Consider the following 14807-nt stretch of genomic DNA (forward strand, 5'->3'; position numbering starts at 1 on the left):
GGGCGCGCACCCACCGGGTGCGCGGCATGTGGCCAGATGCGTGCAATCCGGTCCGTGGTATGAATCATGTCTTCTGGTAATGGCCAGCCGGTCATCCGTCGCCTGTCGGAGCAGGTCGTCAACCGCATCGCCGCAGGCGAGGTGATTGAACGTCCGGCTGCGGCCCTGAAGGAACTGGTGGAAAACGCCATCGATTCCGGCGCGTGCCGGATCCAGATCCGTCTGGACCGTGGCGGCATCGACCGGATCGAGGTCGTGGATGATGGCTGTGGCATGTCGTCTGGCGATCTGCGGCTTGCGGTGGAGCGGCATTGCACGTCCAAGCTGCGAGATGAGACGCTGGTGCGTATTTCCACGCTTGGTTTCCGGGGGGAAGCCCTGCCCTCGATCGGGGCCGCCGCGCGGCTTACGGTCATGTCCCGCCTGCACGACAGCGATTCGGCATGGGCGATCCGTGTGGAAGGCGGCGTGGTGGGGGAAGTCGAGCCCTGCGCCGGGCCGCCCGGCACGCGCGTGCTGGTGGAAGACATGTTCTTTGCCACACCCGCGCGGCGCAAATTCCTCAAAAGCCCACGCGTCGAGGCCAGCCATGCCGAAAACGTGGTGCGCCGTCTGGCCCTGTCCGCCCCGCATGTCGCCTTCCGGCTGGAATTCGACCAGCGCGTGATCCTTGACCTGCCGGTGCAGGACATGGCCGCACGCGTAGCCGCCATTCTGGAGTCGGGGCATGCCGATGGCCTGCTGCCGGTGGAAGGGCAGCGCGGTGACCTGAAACTGAGCGGTTTCATCTGCGCGCCATCCGTGCATCGCGCCACGGCCAACGGGCAGATGCTGATGGTCAATGGCCGTCCTGTGGTGGACCCGGTCCTGCGCACGGCGGTGCGGGTGGCCTATCGCAATGTCATGGAACACGGGCGGCATGCCGTCGTGGCGCTGTCGCTGGAAATCCCGCCTGAACAGGTGGATGTGAACGTGCATCCGGCCAAGACGGAGTTGCGTTATGCCGACTCGGCTGCGGTGCGGGCGCTGGTGATCGGTTCGCTGGGCCGCGCGCTGGGCACCGGGGCCGGGGTGGCGGGGGTCAGGCCCGACCTGTTGCAGTCACGCGGGCCATCGCCCGCGCGGATCTGGTATCCGCCTGAACGCAGCGCCAATGCCGCAGGCGCCTCCACCCGTCTGGCTGCCCCCATCGATGCACCTGCAGCGCCTGATCCGGGTCTGCCGATGGGGTTTGCCGAATCGACATTGCCGCTATCTGCCCCGCCTGCCGCACGCAAGGTCGTGCCAGAGGGGCCGGGACAGCCTGCGGCAGACATGATGCCTGCCATCGACCACCCGCTGGGTGCGGCGGTGGCGCAGGTTCTGGGTACCTATATCGTATCGCAGACGGCGGATGGCGCGCTGGTGCTGGTGGACCAGCATGCGGCCCATGAACGCCTGACCCACGAAATCCTGCGCCAGCAGTATCTGGGTGGTGAAATCCGCGCCCAGCGCCTGCTGCTGCCTGAGGTGGTGGACCTGCCCGCGCGGCAGGTGGGGGTCCTGCTGTCATTCAGTGCGGCACTGGGCCGGCTGGGAATCGAGATCGAACCCTTTGGCGGCACGGCCGTCCTGGTCCGGACCATGCCCGCCCTTCTGGGCAAGGAAGACCCGGTGGGCATGCTGCGCGATCTGGCGGAAGAACTGGAAGCCGACGATCTGGCCAACCCCGCGCAGGCCGATGCGCTGGATGCGCGCATGGACGCGATCATCGCGCGTATGGCCTGTCATGGCAGCGTAAGGGCAGGCCGGAAGCTGACACACGAGGAAATGAACGCCCTGCTGCGGGACATGGAACGCACCCCCCGTTCAGGCACCTGTTCCCATGGGCGGCCGACCTGGCTGAAGCTGGAAAAAGCTGATCTGGAGCGCTTGTTCGGCCGCAGGTGACCCCCTGTGGGTCAGTGCGTGCGCATGTCCGTTACGGCATGGCTGAATGGAAAACGGGGCATGGCCTCTGCATAATGTGAGCGGGCGCTTACTGGATTCCCGGGGCGCAACGCCCCTAGGGTCAGCCATTATCCATGGATGATGTGAGACCGAATGTGCATCCGATCCTGCTGTCCCTTGTAACGTATCTGCCCCTTGCCGGGGCTTTGGCCATATTGCTGACGCGCGGCACGACCCAGACGGTCGAGACCGCTGCCCGATGGGTGGCGCTGTGGACCAGCGGCATCGTCTTTGCGCTGGCCGTGATCATGTGGGCCGAATTCGACCCCGCCCGGCCCGGCATCCAGTTTGAACAGCAGGTAGGCTGGGCCAGCAGCGCCGGCATTTCCTACCATGCCGGGCTTGATGGCATCAGTCTCATGTTCGTGCTGCTGTCCGCGTTCCTGACCCCGCTTTCCATTATCGGTGGCTGGCGGCAGGTGACGGGACGGGTGCGGGATTACATGATCGCCATGCTGGTGCTGGAAACAACGCTGATCGGGCTGTTTTCGGCGTTGGATCTGGTGCTGTTCTATCTGTTTTATGAAGCGACGCTGTTGCCCGCCAGCCTTATGATCGGGGTGTGGGGTGGCCCGAAGCGGGTGTGGGCGTCGCTGCAGTTTTTCCTGTTCACCTTCGGCGGGTCGCTGTTCATGCTGCTGGCGTTGCTGGCCATGTGGAATGCGGCGGGCACGACCGATATCGTGGCGCTGCAGCATCATGGATTCGGTCATGCCATGCAGTGCTGGCTGCTGGCGGGCTTCATCATCGCCTTTGGCGTCAAACTGCCGCTGTTCCCGCTACATGCATGGCTGCCCGATGCCTATACCGAGGCCCCGACCCCTGCATCCGTCATGCTGTCGGGCGTGCTGTCCAAGGCGGGAGCTTATGGTCTGCTGCGCTTTGGCGTGATGATGTTTCCCGATGCCGCACGGATGTTCGCGCCGGTAGTGCTGACGCTGGGGGTGATTGCGGTGATCTATGCCGCGATGATCGCGCTGGCGCAGACGGACATGAAGCGGGTGATTGCCTATTCCTCGTTTTCGCATATGGGGGTTATCGCCATCGGGCTGTTCACCATGACGCCTGAGGGAATTGATGGCGCAATTTTCCAGATGCTGTCGCATGGCATCGTCATTGCGGCGCTGTTCTTCTGTGTTTCCGCCGTGTCGTGGCGGGCTGAAACGCGTGAAATCAGCGCGTTTTCCGGGGTGGCGCATAAAATGCCGGTCCTGGCCACGCTGGCCATGCTGTTTGTCATGGCCAATATCGGCCTACCGGGCACGGGCGCGTTCGTGGGGGAATTCCTGGTCATGGTCGGTGCGCTGCATGTATCGTTCTGGCTGGCATTCCTGGGTGGGACCAGCATGATCCTGGGCGCGGTCTATATGCTGGTGCTGTATCGCCGGGTGCTGTTCGGGGCGGACCGGGGGGGCGTTGTCGCCCTGCTGCGTGACCTGACGGGACAGGAACTGGCCGTGCTGGTGCCGCTGGCTGTCGTGACCATCTGGATGGGGGTGCATCCGGGATCGTTCCTACGGGTGTTTGACCCGGCCGTGACCAGCCTGCTGCATCCAATAACGACTGTCGCCACGATTGATCCGCAGCAGATCGTTCCGCTTAAGGGCGCAGGTTGAAACTGACTGGGAATAATAGAAGTTTCTGGTTGCTGCCTTTTTTCAAAAAGGCAGCGTTTCCTGAAGCTTTTTGAAAAAGCTCCACCAAAAACTTCCTGTAAAAAAGGCCCGGTCATCCTGTTGCAGGGGTGACCGGGCCTTTACTGTTTCGGCTGTCTCAGACGTCGAGGTTATCGACCTGACGGGCATGTTCCTGAATGAAGCGGAAGCGCAGTTCAGCTTTCCGGCCCATCAGGTGTTCCACGCGCTCCAGCGTCAGCGCCCTGTCCTCGGGCGGGGTGATGACCTTCAGCAGGGTGCGGTGTCTGGGGTCCATGGTGGTCTGTTTCAGGTCGCCCGGCGGCATTTCACCAAGGCCCTTGAAGCGTGAGACCTCGATCTTGCTGTTGGGCTTGAAGTCCTTCTTCATCTTCCGCTCACGGTCGGCGTCATCCATGGCGTACACGCTCTTGCCACCCTGTGTCAGGCGATACAGCGGCGGCTGGGCCAGATACAGGTGTCCGTCCCGGATCAGGCCGGGCAGTTCGCGATAGAAGAACGTCATGAGCAGCGAGGCGATATGCGCCCCGTCCACATCCGCATCCGTCATGATGATGATGCGGCCATAACGCAGCTTGGTCGCGTCAAAGCGTTCCCCCATGCCGCAGCCCAGCGCTTCCACCAGGTCACGCAGTTCCTGGTTGCCCCGCAGCTTTTCGGTCGAGGCGCTGGCAACGTTCAGGATCTTGCCACGCAACGGCAGCACGGCCTGCGTCTCACGGTTGCGGGCCTGCTTGGCGGAGCCACCGGCCGAGTCGCCTTCCACCAGGAAGATCTCGGTTTCGGCCGCGTTTTCACGTGTGCAGTCCGTCAGCTTGCCCGGCAGGCGCAGGCGGCGGGTTGCACTTTTACGCGGGGTTTCCTTCTGCTCCTTGCGGCGCAGGCGTTCCTCGGCGCGTTCGACCACAAAGGCCAGCAGGTTGTCCGCCTGTTGCGGGTTACCCGCCAGCCAGTGGTCGAACCGGTCACGCAGCGCGGTTTCAACCAGCTTGCTGGCCTCGCTGCTGGTCAGCTTTTCCTTGGTCTGGCCCTGAAACTGCGGGTCACGGATGAAGACCGACAGCTTGGCGGCAATGCAGCCAAGGATATCATCGGCATTGATGCTGGCCGCGCGCTTGTTGGCGCGCTGTTCACCCCAGTTGCGCAGGCCCTTGAGCAGCGCGTTGCGGAAACCCGTCTCGTGCGTGCCGCCATTGGGCGTGGGAATGGTGTTGCAGTAGGACGCAAGGGCCGCCGTGCCCTGTTCCAAAAAGGCGATGGCCCATTCCATGCGGCCCGTATCCGCCCCGTCGGGGCCGGTCGGCAGGTCTGCATCCCCCGACCACAGGTCGGTCAGCAAGGCCGCCTTGTCACCCAGTTCGTCACGCAGGCTGTCGGCCAGGCCGCCGGGGAAGTGCAGGACAACTTCCGCCGGGACTTCGTCATTCTTTATCAGGGACGGATCGCATGACCAGCGGATGGTCACGCCCCGGAACAGGAACGCCTTTGACCGGCACAGCCGGTACAGGCGAACGGGCGAGAAATGCAGCCGCCCGAAAATCTGCGGGTCGGGGGTAAAGCGGATCTGCGTGCCGCGCCGGTTGTTGATCGGGCCGATCTTTTCAACGCCGCTCAGCGGGTGGCCGCGTTCATAGACCTGCCGCCACAGTTCGCGGTCACGGGCGATCTCGACTTCCATGCGCGACGCCAGCGCGTTGACCACTGACGACCCCACGCCATGCAGGCCGCCCGACGTGGCATAGGCCTTGCCCGAAAACTTGCCGCCCGCGTGCAGCGTGGTCAGGATGACTTCCAGCGCCGAACGGTCGGGAAAACGCGGGTGCGGGTCCACCGGAATGCCGCGTCCGTTGTCGCGTATGGTCAGGCAGTCCCCGGCTTCCAGTGTCACGTCAATGGTGGTGGCGTGGCCGGCCACGGCCTCATCCATCGCATTATCGAGGATTTCGGAGGCGAGGTGATGGTACGCCGTCTCGTCCGTGCCGCCGATATACATGCCCGGGCGGCGGCGCACTGGCTCCAGCCCTTCCAGCACTTCAATGGCGCTGGCGTCATAGGTATCGGGGCCGTTTTTGGCGTTATCAGGCATGGGGGCAGCGGAAACCTTGCGTCGGGTGGGCTTTGCGGGGCCTGCAGGTGCGGAAAAAAGATCGTCGTTCATGAAGCGTTCTTTTGTTCTGTCAGATCGCGTCCTGTCAAGCCGTAAGGCCCTGCACGCGGCATCGACTATGCCTGCTCTTGCGGGCATGAAAAAGGCCGGACACGGGTCCGGCCATATTTTTCTTCATGTGCCCGTAACGGGGCGACAGCCTAGCTGCGGACCGTGCGGCGGGCCGGGGTGCGGCTGCGTGTGCTGGCGGCCGGGCGGTTGGGCGCCGTGCAGGTCAGGTAGGACGAGGGCTGGAGGATGTCCTTCGCCTGGGCATAGTTGGACAGGTCGGCAGTACTGTCGAGTACCTGCACTTCCTCGAACATGGACATGCGCTGCTGGCAGAAGGCGGTGCCGGATTTCAGACCACGTTCGGACTGCACATTCGCAAGCTGCGTGATGTAGTCATCATGCTGGCGCTGTGAATTGCGGCCGTAGGTGCTGTTGAAATAGCTGTTGAGCACATGCTCCTCGGCGGCCAGCTTGGTGCGGAATTTCATGACAAAGCTGTTGTATTTGTCCTGCGCGCCGCATGACAGGGCCGTCACCATAAGCTCGCTTTTCAGGCCCTGCACATCAAACGCCTCATGCGCGGGGGAGGGTGAGCAGGGGCCGGCAGCCAGTGCCTGCCCACCATTAACCAGCCCCATAAGGGCAAGGGCAGCAGCGCCAGCGCGCCAGATCGACATGGACATCAGGACGGGTTCTCCAGATATTGGGGCAGTTGCCAACGGGGAATGCACGGACCCCGCATATTCCGGCAGGAATGAAATCCGGATCAGGTCTATAGCGCAAACCGGCAGTCGCCAAAAGGGAGGGATATCACCCCATGTTCAAAAAGATGCGTTATGGTGCCCGCGTGGGATGACAGCGCCCCCGGGGGCGGGTATGCCACACGGGCAGGGCTTGTCCGCTTGCGTAAAAGGACCAACGGGTCTTTCCCGCCGGGGTGCGTTGCTCTAGAGCATATGCCAAAGCGGTTAGCCGTTGTGCCGATCCAGACCGTTACGGGACGGCGCGGGCGAAACTGTCCTGATAACGGGTATGTATCAAATACAGCGGAGCTGACGAGTGCGACTGCGACTGTCTGCAATCATGATGACGACGGGCATTCTGCTCGCCGGATGTGACAACAAACCGGCCGTGAACCTTGGTGGTATCGGCGGAACCCCCAATCCCTACAATTACATGAAGGCATCGGGCCAGTGTCAGGTGACCGGCCCCGCCGCTGCGGGCAAGGACACAAAGTCCGCCAGCATGCAGGTGCGTAGCGATGACGGGTACTGCGCGATCGAGACGCGTGCCTCCGCCGGCCACCCCTATGCCTCGTTTGGTGTGTCTCCGGCACCTGAGCATGGCAAGGCGTTCATCTACAACTACAACGATCACACTTACGTGACGTACACGCCCAACACCGCCTATTCCGGCGAGGACAAGTTCCGCGTCGTGCTGATCACGGGTGAAAAGCAGCCGCGTGAATACATGGACGTGACGGCCAACGTCACGGCCCCTGCCGTAAGATAAGGCCGAATCCCGGCCCTGAACCGGGTCGGGACACGCATCATTGCGTATCCCGGTCCGTATCAGATGGAAAAGGTGATGGGTTCGGGCAGCGGGCGGCGCATGCCGGCATGTTCGGCCCGGCGCACCAGGTCATCCAGACTGATCTTGCGACATTCCTCATCCAGCATGGTGTCGAATTCCTGCCAGCAGGGTTCGACCACCTTCTGGAACAGTCCGCCGATCGGGCCATCATCCGTATTGTCTTCCGCCGTGATGACGGACAGGATATCCGACAGCAGGATATCACGCCGGGGGCGCCCCAGCCGGTAGCCGCCGCGCGGTCCGCGCACGCTTTCCAGCAGGCCGGACCGTGACAGGGTCTGCAGCAGCGGCTCGATCCCCCGCCGGGCCAGACCCGCGCGTTCCGCAATATCGGCCGCACTGATGGTACCGTTGCGCCCTGCGTGAAAGGCCACATCAAGCATGATCAGGATTGCGATCATGGTCCTGTCCCGCCGGAGCAGCATATCGTTCAGCCTCGCTTTGAATGGATTTGGAAACCAGCCCGCTTCATTTACCAGCAATCCCCCGATTGATCCACGCTTCTGTTAAGGAGGATGGTGGATTATGTACAGACTGTATGCGTGAATAGGCCATTTCCGCAACAAGGAGTGATAACGAATGAAAAAGACCACCCCGCCAGATCGCACGTATGGTTTTGCAGCACCTCGTGGCAGGGTCTATGATTCCATTGTCGATACCGTGGGGGGAACGCCACTGGTGGCGCTGCCGCATCTGACCCGTGAGGATGGATTACAGAGCCGGGTTCTGATGAAGCTGGAATTTTTCAATCCACTCGGTTCGGTCAAGGACCGCATTGGCGCGGCCATGGTCGAGGATGCGGAAAGCCGGGGTGAGATCCATCCGGGCAAGACCACGCTGGTGGAACCGACTTCGGGCAATACGGGCATTTCACTGGCGTTCGTCGCCGCCGCCCGGGGATATCGTCTGATTGTGACCATGCCCGAAGGCGCATCGATCGAACGGCGCAAGATGCTGCGTCTGCTGAATGCGCAGCTGGAACTGACACCGTCGCGCCTGGGCATGGCGGGAGCCATCGCGCGTGCCGAGGAAATCCTTGAAAAGACACCAAATGCATGGATGCCGCGTCAGTTTGACAATCCCGCCAACCCCGCTGTCCACGCCGCGACCACGGCAGAGGAAATCTGGACCGATACCGCGGGCGAGGTCGATATCGTTGTGGCCGGGCTGGGTACGGGCGGCACGGCCAGTGGCATCGCCCATGGCCTGAAGCCACGCAAGAAAAGCCTGCAGGTCTTTGGTGTCGAACCGATGGAAAGCGCCATCCTGAACGGTGACGAACCGGGGCCGCATGGCATTCAGGGTATCGGGCCGGGATTCTGTCCCCGGACACTGGACCTCGCGGCCCTTGATGGTGTGATTCCCGTATCGGAGCGGGAGGCCATCGCGGCGGCCCGCCGGTGCGCGCGGCTGGATGGGGTGCCGGTGGGCATTTCCTCAGGCGCTGCGCTGCATGCGGCCGTACAATTGGCCGGACGACCGGAAAACGCGGGCAAGACCATCGTGACCATCGCACCGTCCTTTGCCGAACGCTACCTGTCCACGTCACTTTTTACCGGGCTGGTCTGATCCAGCCCATTCGCGTGGCCTGACGGCCTGCGCATATGGAAAAAGCGGCTACCCTGACGGGTGCCGCTTTTTTCTTTTCCATAATCGGCCGGAATATGGCCGGGATCAGTGCAGGATGATCTCGACGCGGCGATTCTGTGCTTCGCGCGTGTTGGCTGCGGTCTGGACCAGCGGGTTGCTGTCGCCATAGCCATGGATGTCGATGGCCGGTCCCGGCACACCGTCACGTACCAGCTCGGCCTTGATGACCTGCGCCCGCTTGAGCGACAGCACCTGGTTATATTTTTCACCCTGCGGGCCGGGATGGCTTGCCGAATTGTCGGTGTAACCGTTGACCTCGATCCGGGTGGTCTGGGTATTTGTCGATGCCTGTGCGGCGACCGCCACGATGGAACGGGCACGGTCGGTCAGGTCGCTGCGATCCCAGTCAAAAAACACCAGATAGGTCCGGTTTTCCGCTGGCGCCGGTGCGGCGACGGTGGTGGGCGCGGGTGGCGGCGGCGGCGCGGGATTGAACTCGTACCGCAGACCCAGCATCAGTGAATGGTTGAAGTCGGTCCGGCTGTCACGGTTGCCGTTGCGGAAGCCGTAATCGCTGTTCATGGCCGACAGGGCCGCGGCACTGCCGCTGACAATGGAATGATGCGACTGCGGGCCAAGCATGGTCCAGAACCGGTATTCCGCTGTAGCCGACAGGCCCACGGCAAACGGCATGGGGAAGGACAGGCCGAAAATGCCCTGATAGGCGAAGTTGCCGTATGTGCCCCCAACGTGCTGGCTGTAGTTCTGCCCGCCTACGTTGCCGGTAATGGTGCTGTTCATGTTCTGCCAGCCGTAACCGATACCCGCGCCGAAATACGGGAACAGCCAGCTTTTGCCGATATCAAGGTCGAACAGGGCATTGGCCATAAGCCCTGATGTCTGCTGCCGGCCATCCGCACGGGCATTATAGGCGGCGTTGCCGCCCACCGTCTTCATGTCGTTGCTGCGGTAGAACCCTTCCAGTTCGACACGGAATCCGTTGCCCAGACCCCAGCCAAGGCTGCCGATGCCCGTGCCGCCTGTCTTGAACTCGTCCCGCGCGGAGGAATGACGTATGACCTGTCCCTGGTTGAAGCTCGCACCGCCAGCGCCTGAAATATACAGGCCCTGAACAGGCTGGGCGAATACCGGGGCGGAGACCAGTACGGATCCCAGGGTAACCGAGGCAGCCAATAAAGACCCTGCAAGCAATCCGTCCCGCAGATTCATACTCTTCTTCTCCCTTCGACGGGCCTGTTCCGGCATGTCGGCCCGGTCGGGTGTACGTGCCCAATTCCCTGGAATGATCAGCATCAGCATTCTTTTGCTGAAAGAAACCAGCCCTGACAATCCATTGCCGCCACCTTAATCGGCTGCTTTGGGCCATCGCGCCAACTGGCGCACCTGACTGTGTGCAAGATGCCACACCCCTGTCTGGTCCGGTTTCATTATTTTTTCAAACCTGTGGAAACACGTCTTTCATATCAACTTTGCTTCAAACGGTGGCGTCAGATCCGGTGTCTCGAATTCAAGAACCCATAAATCCGGGTCCCGTTCCATCTGCCTTGTAACATAGGCATCCACACTGGCCTGATCTACAGCCGCATCCCCTGTAGCGCGGAACCATGCCTGCCGTCCATCGGGGGTAAGGGTCCGGGCCAGCACGGACATCTGTCCACCCCGGCCCAGCAGCACGACCAGAACGCCCCCCGCATCATCATCACCATGGTGCAGCACCATGCCCGGATTTCCCTTTTGTCCAGCCTGGCGCAGCATTGCCTTGACCCAGATGCCGGTTTTCAGACGTGCTTCTTCCATTGGAACGGACTTCTCCGGTAATGCAGAAAAACAGCGGGAGGTATGCAGGAATAGCACGGTTTCCCGCATGGCTGTGGCTTAGCCGCCACCAGCGGGTGTCGCCCCTTCTTCGGGTATGGTGGCCAGGGCGGCATGGTATTCGACCGGGTTGTCCAGCAGGGAATGGGCGGCGTCAAGGTCACCGTCGGTGCCGATCGCGGCGGGGCAGGCCTTGCGGATGGTCAGGATGCGCGCCAGGTCCACGGGATAGCGGATCTGGCGGGCGGCCGCGATCCATTCCCGGCTGTCGGCCGCGCCTTCGGCCAGATCCTGCAACTGACGTTCCAGTTCGCTTTCCCCAAGACTGGTGCAGACCTGAGGCATGACGCCCAGCCCCTGCAGCGGCCAGCCCAGCGGTGCGAGTACGCGACTCCATGTCACGAACAGTTCCGCCCCGTTGGGCATCTGGCCAATGGTCTGCACCAGCCCCTTGCCCAGCGTGGCGCTGCCTATGACCACGCCGCGCTTCTGGTCAGCCAGGGCCGCGGCCAGTATCTCGGCGGCGCTGGCGGTCCGGCCATCGACCAGGATGATGATGGGCAGGCCATTGGTCATGTCGCCCCCCTGCACCGCCCAGACGTGGTTGGCCTGCGGGTCACGCCCTTGTGTTATGGCCGCTACACCATGGTCCAGCATCAGGGCAGATGTCGTGACCGCCTGCTGCAGCACGCCGCCCCGGTTGCCGCGCAGGTCGATGATCAGGCCTGAAATGCCGGGCACGTTCATGGCTTCGTCCAGATACTGGCTCATCTCCTCCGCCGTGTTGGCGGAAAAGGCGGTGATATGCAGGACGACATGCTTGCCGCTGGTATAGGCAAATACGGTTTCGGGCGGGGTGGACGCCCGGTGCAGCGTGACCGTGCTCCGCCGTCCCTTCGACTCCACCATGATGCGCACAAGGCTGCCATTGGGACCGTTGAGCCATGAGGTCACGGTATCAAGGCTGCGGGACTCGGTTGGTCGTCCATTGATCGCGCGCACGATCTGCCCCGCCGCAAGGGTAGTGGGCCATGCGGGTCCATTCGCGTTGACGGCGGTGATGATGATGGTGTGATGGTCCAGCCCCAGCGTCAGGCCCGCCGTACCCTCACCCCCGGTGCGGGTGCTGCGGTCCGATACGGCCGCCCCGGGCGGGACGTAGCGTGAATACGGGTCAAGGTGGTTGAACAGTTCATCAAAAAATCCCTGCAGCACGCCATCCTGCCCCGTGCTGCGCATGGCGGGGGAATTGTGCCATGCCACATCCAGTATGCGGGTGATGGCAGCACTCCATCCCGGTACGTCGTCCGCCGTGGGGACGGGCAGGGCGAGGACGGTTTTCTGCGTTGCGGCCAGTTGCAGGAAACCGTGCTGTTCCTCGATGCTCAGCGACGGGTCCAGCGCGCTCAGCCCGTTCAGGCCCCACAGTGCGAAATCACGAATTTCATGGCTGTCCAGCGTGCGGGGCTGCAGGAAGGACAGACTCGCCTGGATGACCGAGGAGATGACCCCAAGGTCCATGCTGGCGCCGTCGATCGTATCCACGCTGTCTTCATGCATGGGTGGCTGGGGCGTGGGGGTGCGCGGGGTCGTGGGCATGTCATCGGCACAGGCGGCCGTGGTCAGCCGGACAATGACCAGCAGCAGGACGATGGTATCGCGCGGGATATGCCCCAGCGTGAAGATGCGGCGGCGCCACGTGCCCATGCTCTCCCGCCCCCTGGACTGCGGGCGCAGGATGATGACCGGAAACCGGCAGCGTTTCATGTCCGCCGCCTGCGGTGGATGGGCGGGGTGTCGGGCAGTGCCAGCAGGACTGTCCCCCGGATGGCGCATGCTTCTTCTATCCGTACGCGCAGGGCCTGACCGGGGCGGAATACCGTGGTCGTATCGCGTCCGCTCAATGTCTGCGTTTTTTCGTCATGATGCCACTGATCTTCCGGCAGGGCAGACATGGGCAGCAGTGCGGAGGTGCCGGTTGCATCCAGTACGGTGAAAATGCCGAATCGCGACAGGCTGGATATATGCGCGTCCATGACCGTGCCCACGCGGGCGTACAACCATGTGGCGGCGTAGCGTTCCAGCGTTTCGCGTTCGGCCTGTGCCGCGCGGCGTTCGGTGCGGGTTATGGCAAGCCCGGCTTCCTCCAGCTCGTCATGGCTGGGGGCGGGGCCGGGTTCCAGCCCGATGGCCACCAGCAGGGCGCGGTGGGTCAGCAGGTCGGCATAACGGCGGATCGGACTGGTGAAATGGGCATAGGCCGCAAGGGACAGGCCAAAATGCCCGACCGGTTCGGGGCTGTATTCCGCCTGGTTCTGCGCGCGCAGGATCAGTTCGTTCACCAGTCCGGCCTGATCCGTATCGCGCACCTGCCGCAGTACGTGGTCAAGGTCAGCGGCGCGCAGGCTGCCCACCGGCGGCAGTTTCAGCCCCATCGTGTCCAGCGTGCGGCGCAGGCTTTCCAGCCGTTCGGGCGTGGGGGGCGCGTGGATCCGGTACAGGCAGGGCAGATGCCGTCCCTCCAGACAGCGGGCGGCGGCGACATTGGCCGCGATCATGAATTCCTCAACCAGACGGTGGCTGTCGAGGCGGATGCGCGGCTGGATGGCTGCGATCTGTCCATGGTCATCCAGACGCACCAGCCGTTCGGGCAGTTCAAGGTCCAGCGTGCCACGTTGCGCCCGTGCCGCGGACAGGCACCGCCATGCCCCGAACAGGCTGTCCAGCAACCCTTCGGGCAGGGCAGCGATGATGGCATCGGGCACACCGTCACGCGCGGCCTGCACCTGTTCATAGGTCAGGCGGGCGGCGCTGCGCATGATGCCGCGCCCGAATCGGGCGTTGCTGATGGCGCCGCTGGCGGCCACATCCATGGTGACGAAAATGCAGCCCCGGTCTTCTCCTGGTCGCAGCGAACACCATCCGTTGGACAGGTCCTCGGGCAGCATGGGAATGACCCGGTCGGGAAAGTAGACCGAATTGCCCCGCAGCCGTGCTTCCCGGTCCAGTGCGCTGTTCGGGCGCACGTACCATGCGACATCCGCTATGGCGACGGTAATGCGGAAACCCTCGCCATCAGGTTCGGCATAGACCGCGTCATCAAAATCCCGTGCATCCGCGCCGTCTATGGTGACCAGCGGCATGTCACGCAGGTCGGTGCGGCCCTGGGCCGCCACGCCGCGGGCGGCCTTGGCCTGCGCCAGTGCCTCGGCGGGGAAGACATGCGGAATTCCCAGCATGGCCACCGCGATCATGCTTATGGTCCGGGCGTCCCCCTGCGGGCCAAGGCGTTCGATGATCCGCGCGGGATGCAGCCCCGGTCCGGACTGGGGCAGGGGGGTGGCGATGACGATTTCGTTATCAGGCGTATCCGCGTCCTCACCCATGGGAATGACCCATTGCGCCTTCGCACGCCGGTCGGCCGGGGTCAGGATGCCCGCCGGGCGATAGCGGGCAGGTGCGGACGCCATGGGATCGGTCGTATCCAGGGTGCGGAACAGGCCCACGACCTGCATCGGCGCATCGGTCAGGCGGCGCAGCGTGCGGCCTTCATACTTGCCCGGTCCGATACGGCGCAGGCGGGCGACCACGCGTTCACCCGGTGCCAGGGCGGCCCGGCCACGTAGTTCGGGATGCATGAAGACGACCGGCGCGCTGCCTTCCCCATCCCACTGCACGGGCCGCGCGATGGGGTCGCCATCCGAATCCGTGCCGGTCACCTGCACGACTATGGATTCAGGCAGCCGGTCCGAAACGCGGAAGCGCCGCGCGCCCGCGGGCGCCAGCGTGCCATCCAGCGCCATGTCGCGCAGCATCTGGCGCAGGGCCTGTTTGTGTTCGGGGCCCAGCCCGAATTCCCGGCTGATCTCGCGCTTGCCGATCCGCCCTGTTGCGTTTTCGATAAACGCGCGAAGCTGTTCACGATCCGGCAGTCCGCCCGCACGGACCTGTGGCGTGCCCGTGGGCAGGGGGTCCGGCATCTCGGA

The 14807-nt window shown here is 63.4% G+C and carries 11 protein-coding genes; 4 read left to right on the forward strand and 7 right to left on the reverse strand.

Going from position 1 to position 14807, the window contains the following annotated elements:
- The first annotated feature begins 66 nt into the window (after positions 1 to 66).
- Positions 67 to 1929, forward strand: a complete 1863-nt coding sequence (gene mutL, locus AC1RQ9_RS13210; RefSeq protein WP_485987346.1) for a DNA mismatch repair endonuclease MutL — start codon at positions 67 to 69, stop codon at positions 1927 to 1929.
- A gap of 134 nt (positions 1930 to 2063) precedes the next feature.
- Positions 2064 to 3605 carry an NADH-quinone oxidoreductase subunit M gene (locus tag AC1RQ9_RS13215; protein ID WP_485987348.1) on the forward strand — a complete coding sequence of 514 codons (1542 nt, stop codon included), beginning with the start codon at positions 2064 to 2066 and terminating at the stop codon, positions 3603 to 3605.
- A 157-nt stretch (positions 3606 to 3762) separates the two neighbouring features.
- On the opposite strand, the gene parE is transcribed toward AC1RQ9_RS13215, so the two are convergent.
- Positions 3763 to 5802, reverse strand: coding sequence for a DNA topoisomerase IV subunit B (gene parE, locus AC1RQ9_RS13220; protein ID WP_485987350.1), 2040 nt, complete (start codon positions 5800 to 5802; stop codon positions 3763 to 3765).
- A gap of 149 nt (positions 5803 to 5951) precedes the next feature.
- Positions 5952 to 6485: a hypothetical protein gene (locus AC1RQ9_RS13225; protein ID WP_485987352.1), complete on the reverse strand. Its 534-nt coding sequence runs from the start codon at positions 6483 to 6485 to the stop codon at positions 5952 to 5954.
- 400 nt (positions 6486 to 6885) lie between these two features.
- On the opposite strand from AC1RQ9_RS13225, the gene AC1RQ9_RS13230 reads away from it, so the two are divergent.
- On the forward strand, positions 6886 to 7314 hold the full coding sequence (locus AC1RQ9_RS13230; RefSeq protein ID WP_193732714.1) for a hypothetical protein: 429 nt from the start codon (positions 6886 to 6888) through the stop codon (positions 7312 to 7314).
- 59 nt (positions 7315 to 7373) lie between these two features.
- Here AC1RQ9_RS13230 and AC1RQ9_RS13235 read toward each other — a convergent pair whose 3' ends face one another.
- The gene (locus AC1RQ9_RS13235; RefSeq protein ID WP_026018474.1) at positions 7374 to 7820 is read right to left on the reverse strand and encodes an RrF2 family transcriptional regulator; all 447 of its coding nucleotides are present in this window, start codon (positions 7818 to 7820) and stop codon (positions 7374 to 7376) included.
- 154 nt (positions 7821 to 7974) lie between these two features.
- On the opposite strand from AC1RQ9_RS13235, the gene cysK reads away from it, so the two are divergent.
- Positions 7975 to 8964, forward strand: a complete 990-nt coding sequence (cysK, locus tag AC1RQ9_RS13240) for a cysteine synthase A (protein ID WP_193732695.1) — start codon at positions 7975 to 7977, stop codon at positions 8962 to 8964.
- Positions 8965 to 9069: 105 nt separating this feature from the next.
- Here the strand turns inward: cysK and AC1RQ9_RS13245 are convergent, their stop codons facing one another.
- From AC1RQ9_RS13245 to AC1RQ9_RS13260, 4 genes are all read right to left on the reverse strand, one after another.
- Entirely contained in the window at positions 9070 to 10215 is a 1146-nt protein-coding gene (locus AC1RQ9_RS13245) for an OmpA family protein (RefSeq protein ID WP_485987354.1), read from the reverse strand.
- Between the two features lie 249 nt (positions 10216 to 10464).
- A complete protein-coding gene (locus tag AC1RQ9_RS13250; protein ID WP_193732693.1) occupies positions 10465 to 10803 on the reverse strand; it encodes a DUF1491 family protein in 339 nt (112 codons plus the stop codon).
- Between the two features lie 78 nt (positions 10804 to 10881).
- Entirely contained in the window at positions 10882 to 12588 is a 1707-nt protein-coding gene (locus AC1RQ9_RS13255) for a S41 family peptidase (protein WP_485987373.1), read from the reverse strand.
- Positions 12585 to 14801, reverse strand: coding sequence for a ribonuclease R family protein (locus AC1RQ9_RS13260; RefSeq protein ID WP_485987356.1), 2217 nt, complete (start codon positions 14799 to 14801; stop codon positions 12585 to 12587). The genes AC1RQ9_RS13255 and AC1RQ9_RS13260 overlap by 4 nt, the downstream gene beginning before the upstream one ends.
- Positions 14802 to 14807 lie beyond the last annotated feature (6 nt).

The sequence above is a fragment of the Komagataeibacter ossonobensis genome, from assembly GCF_057359305.1.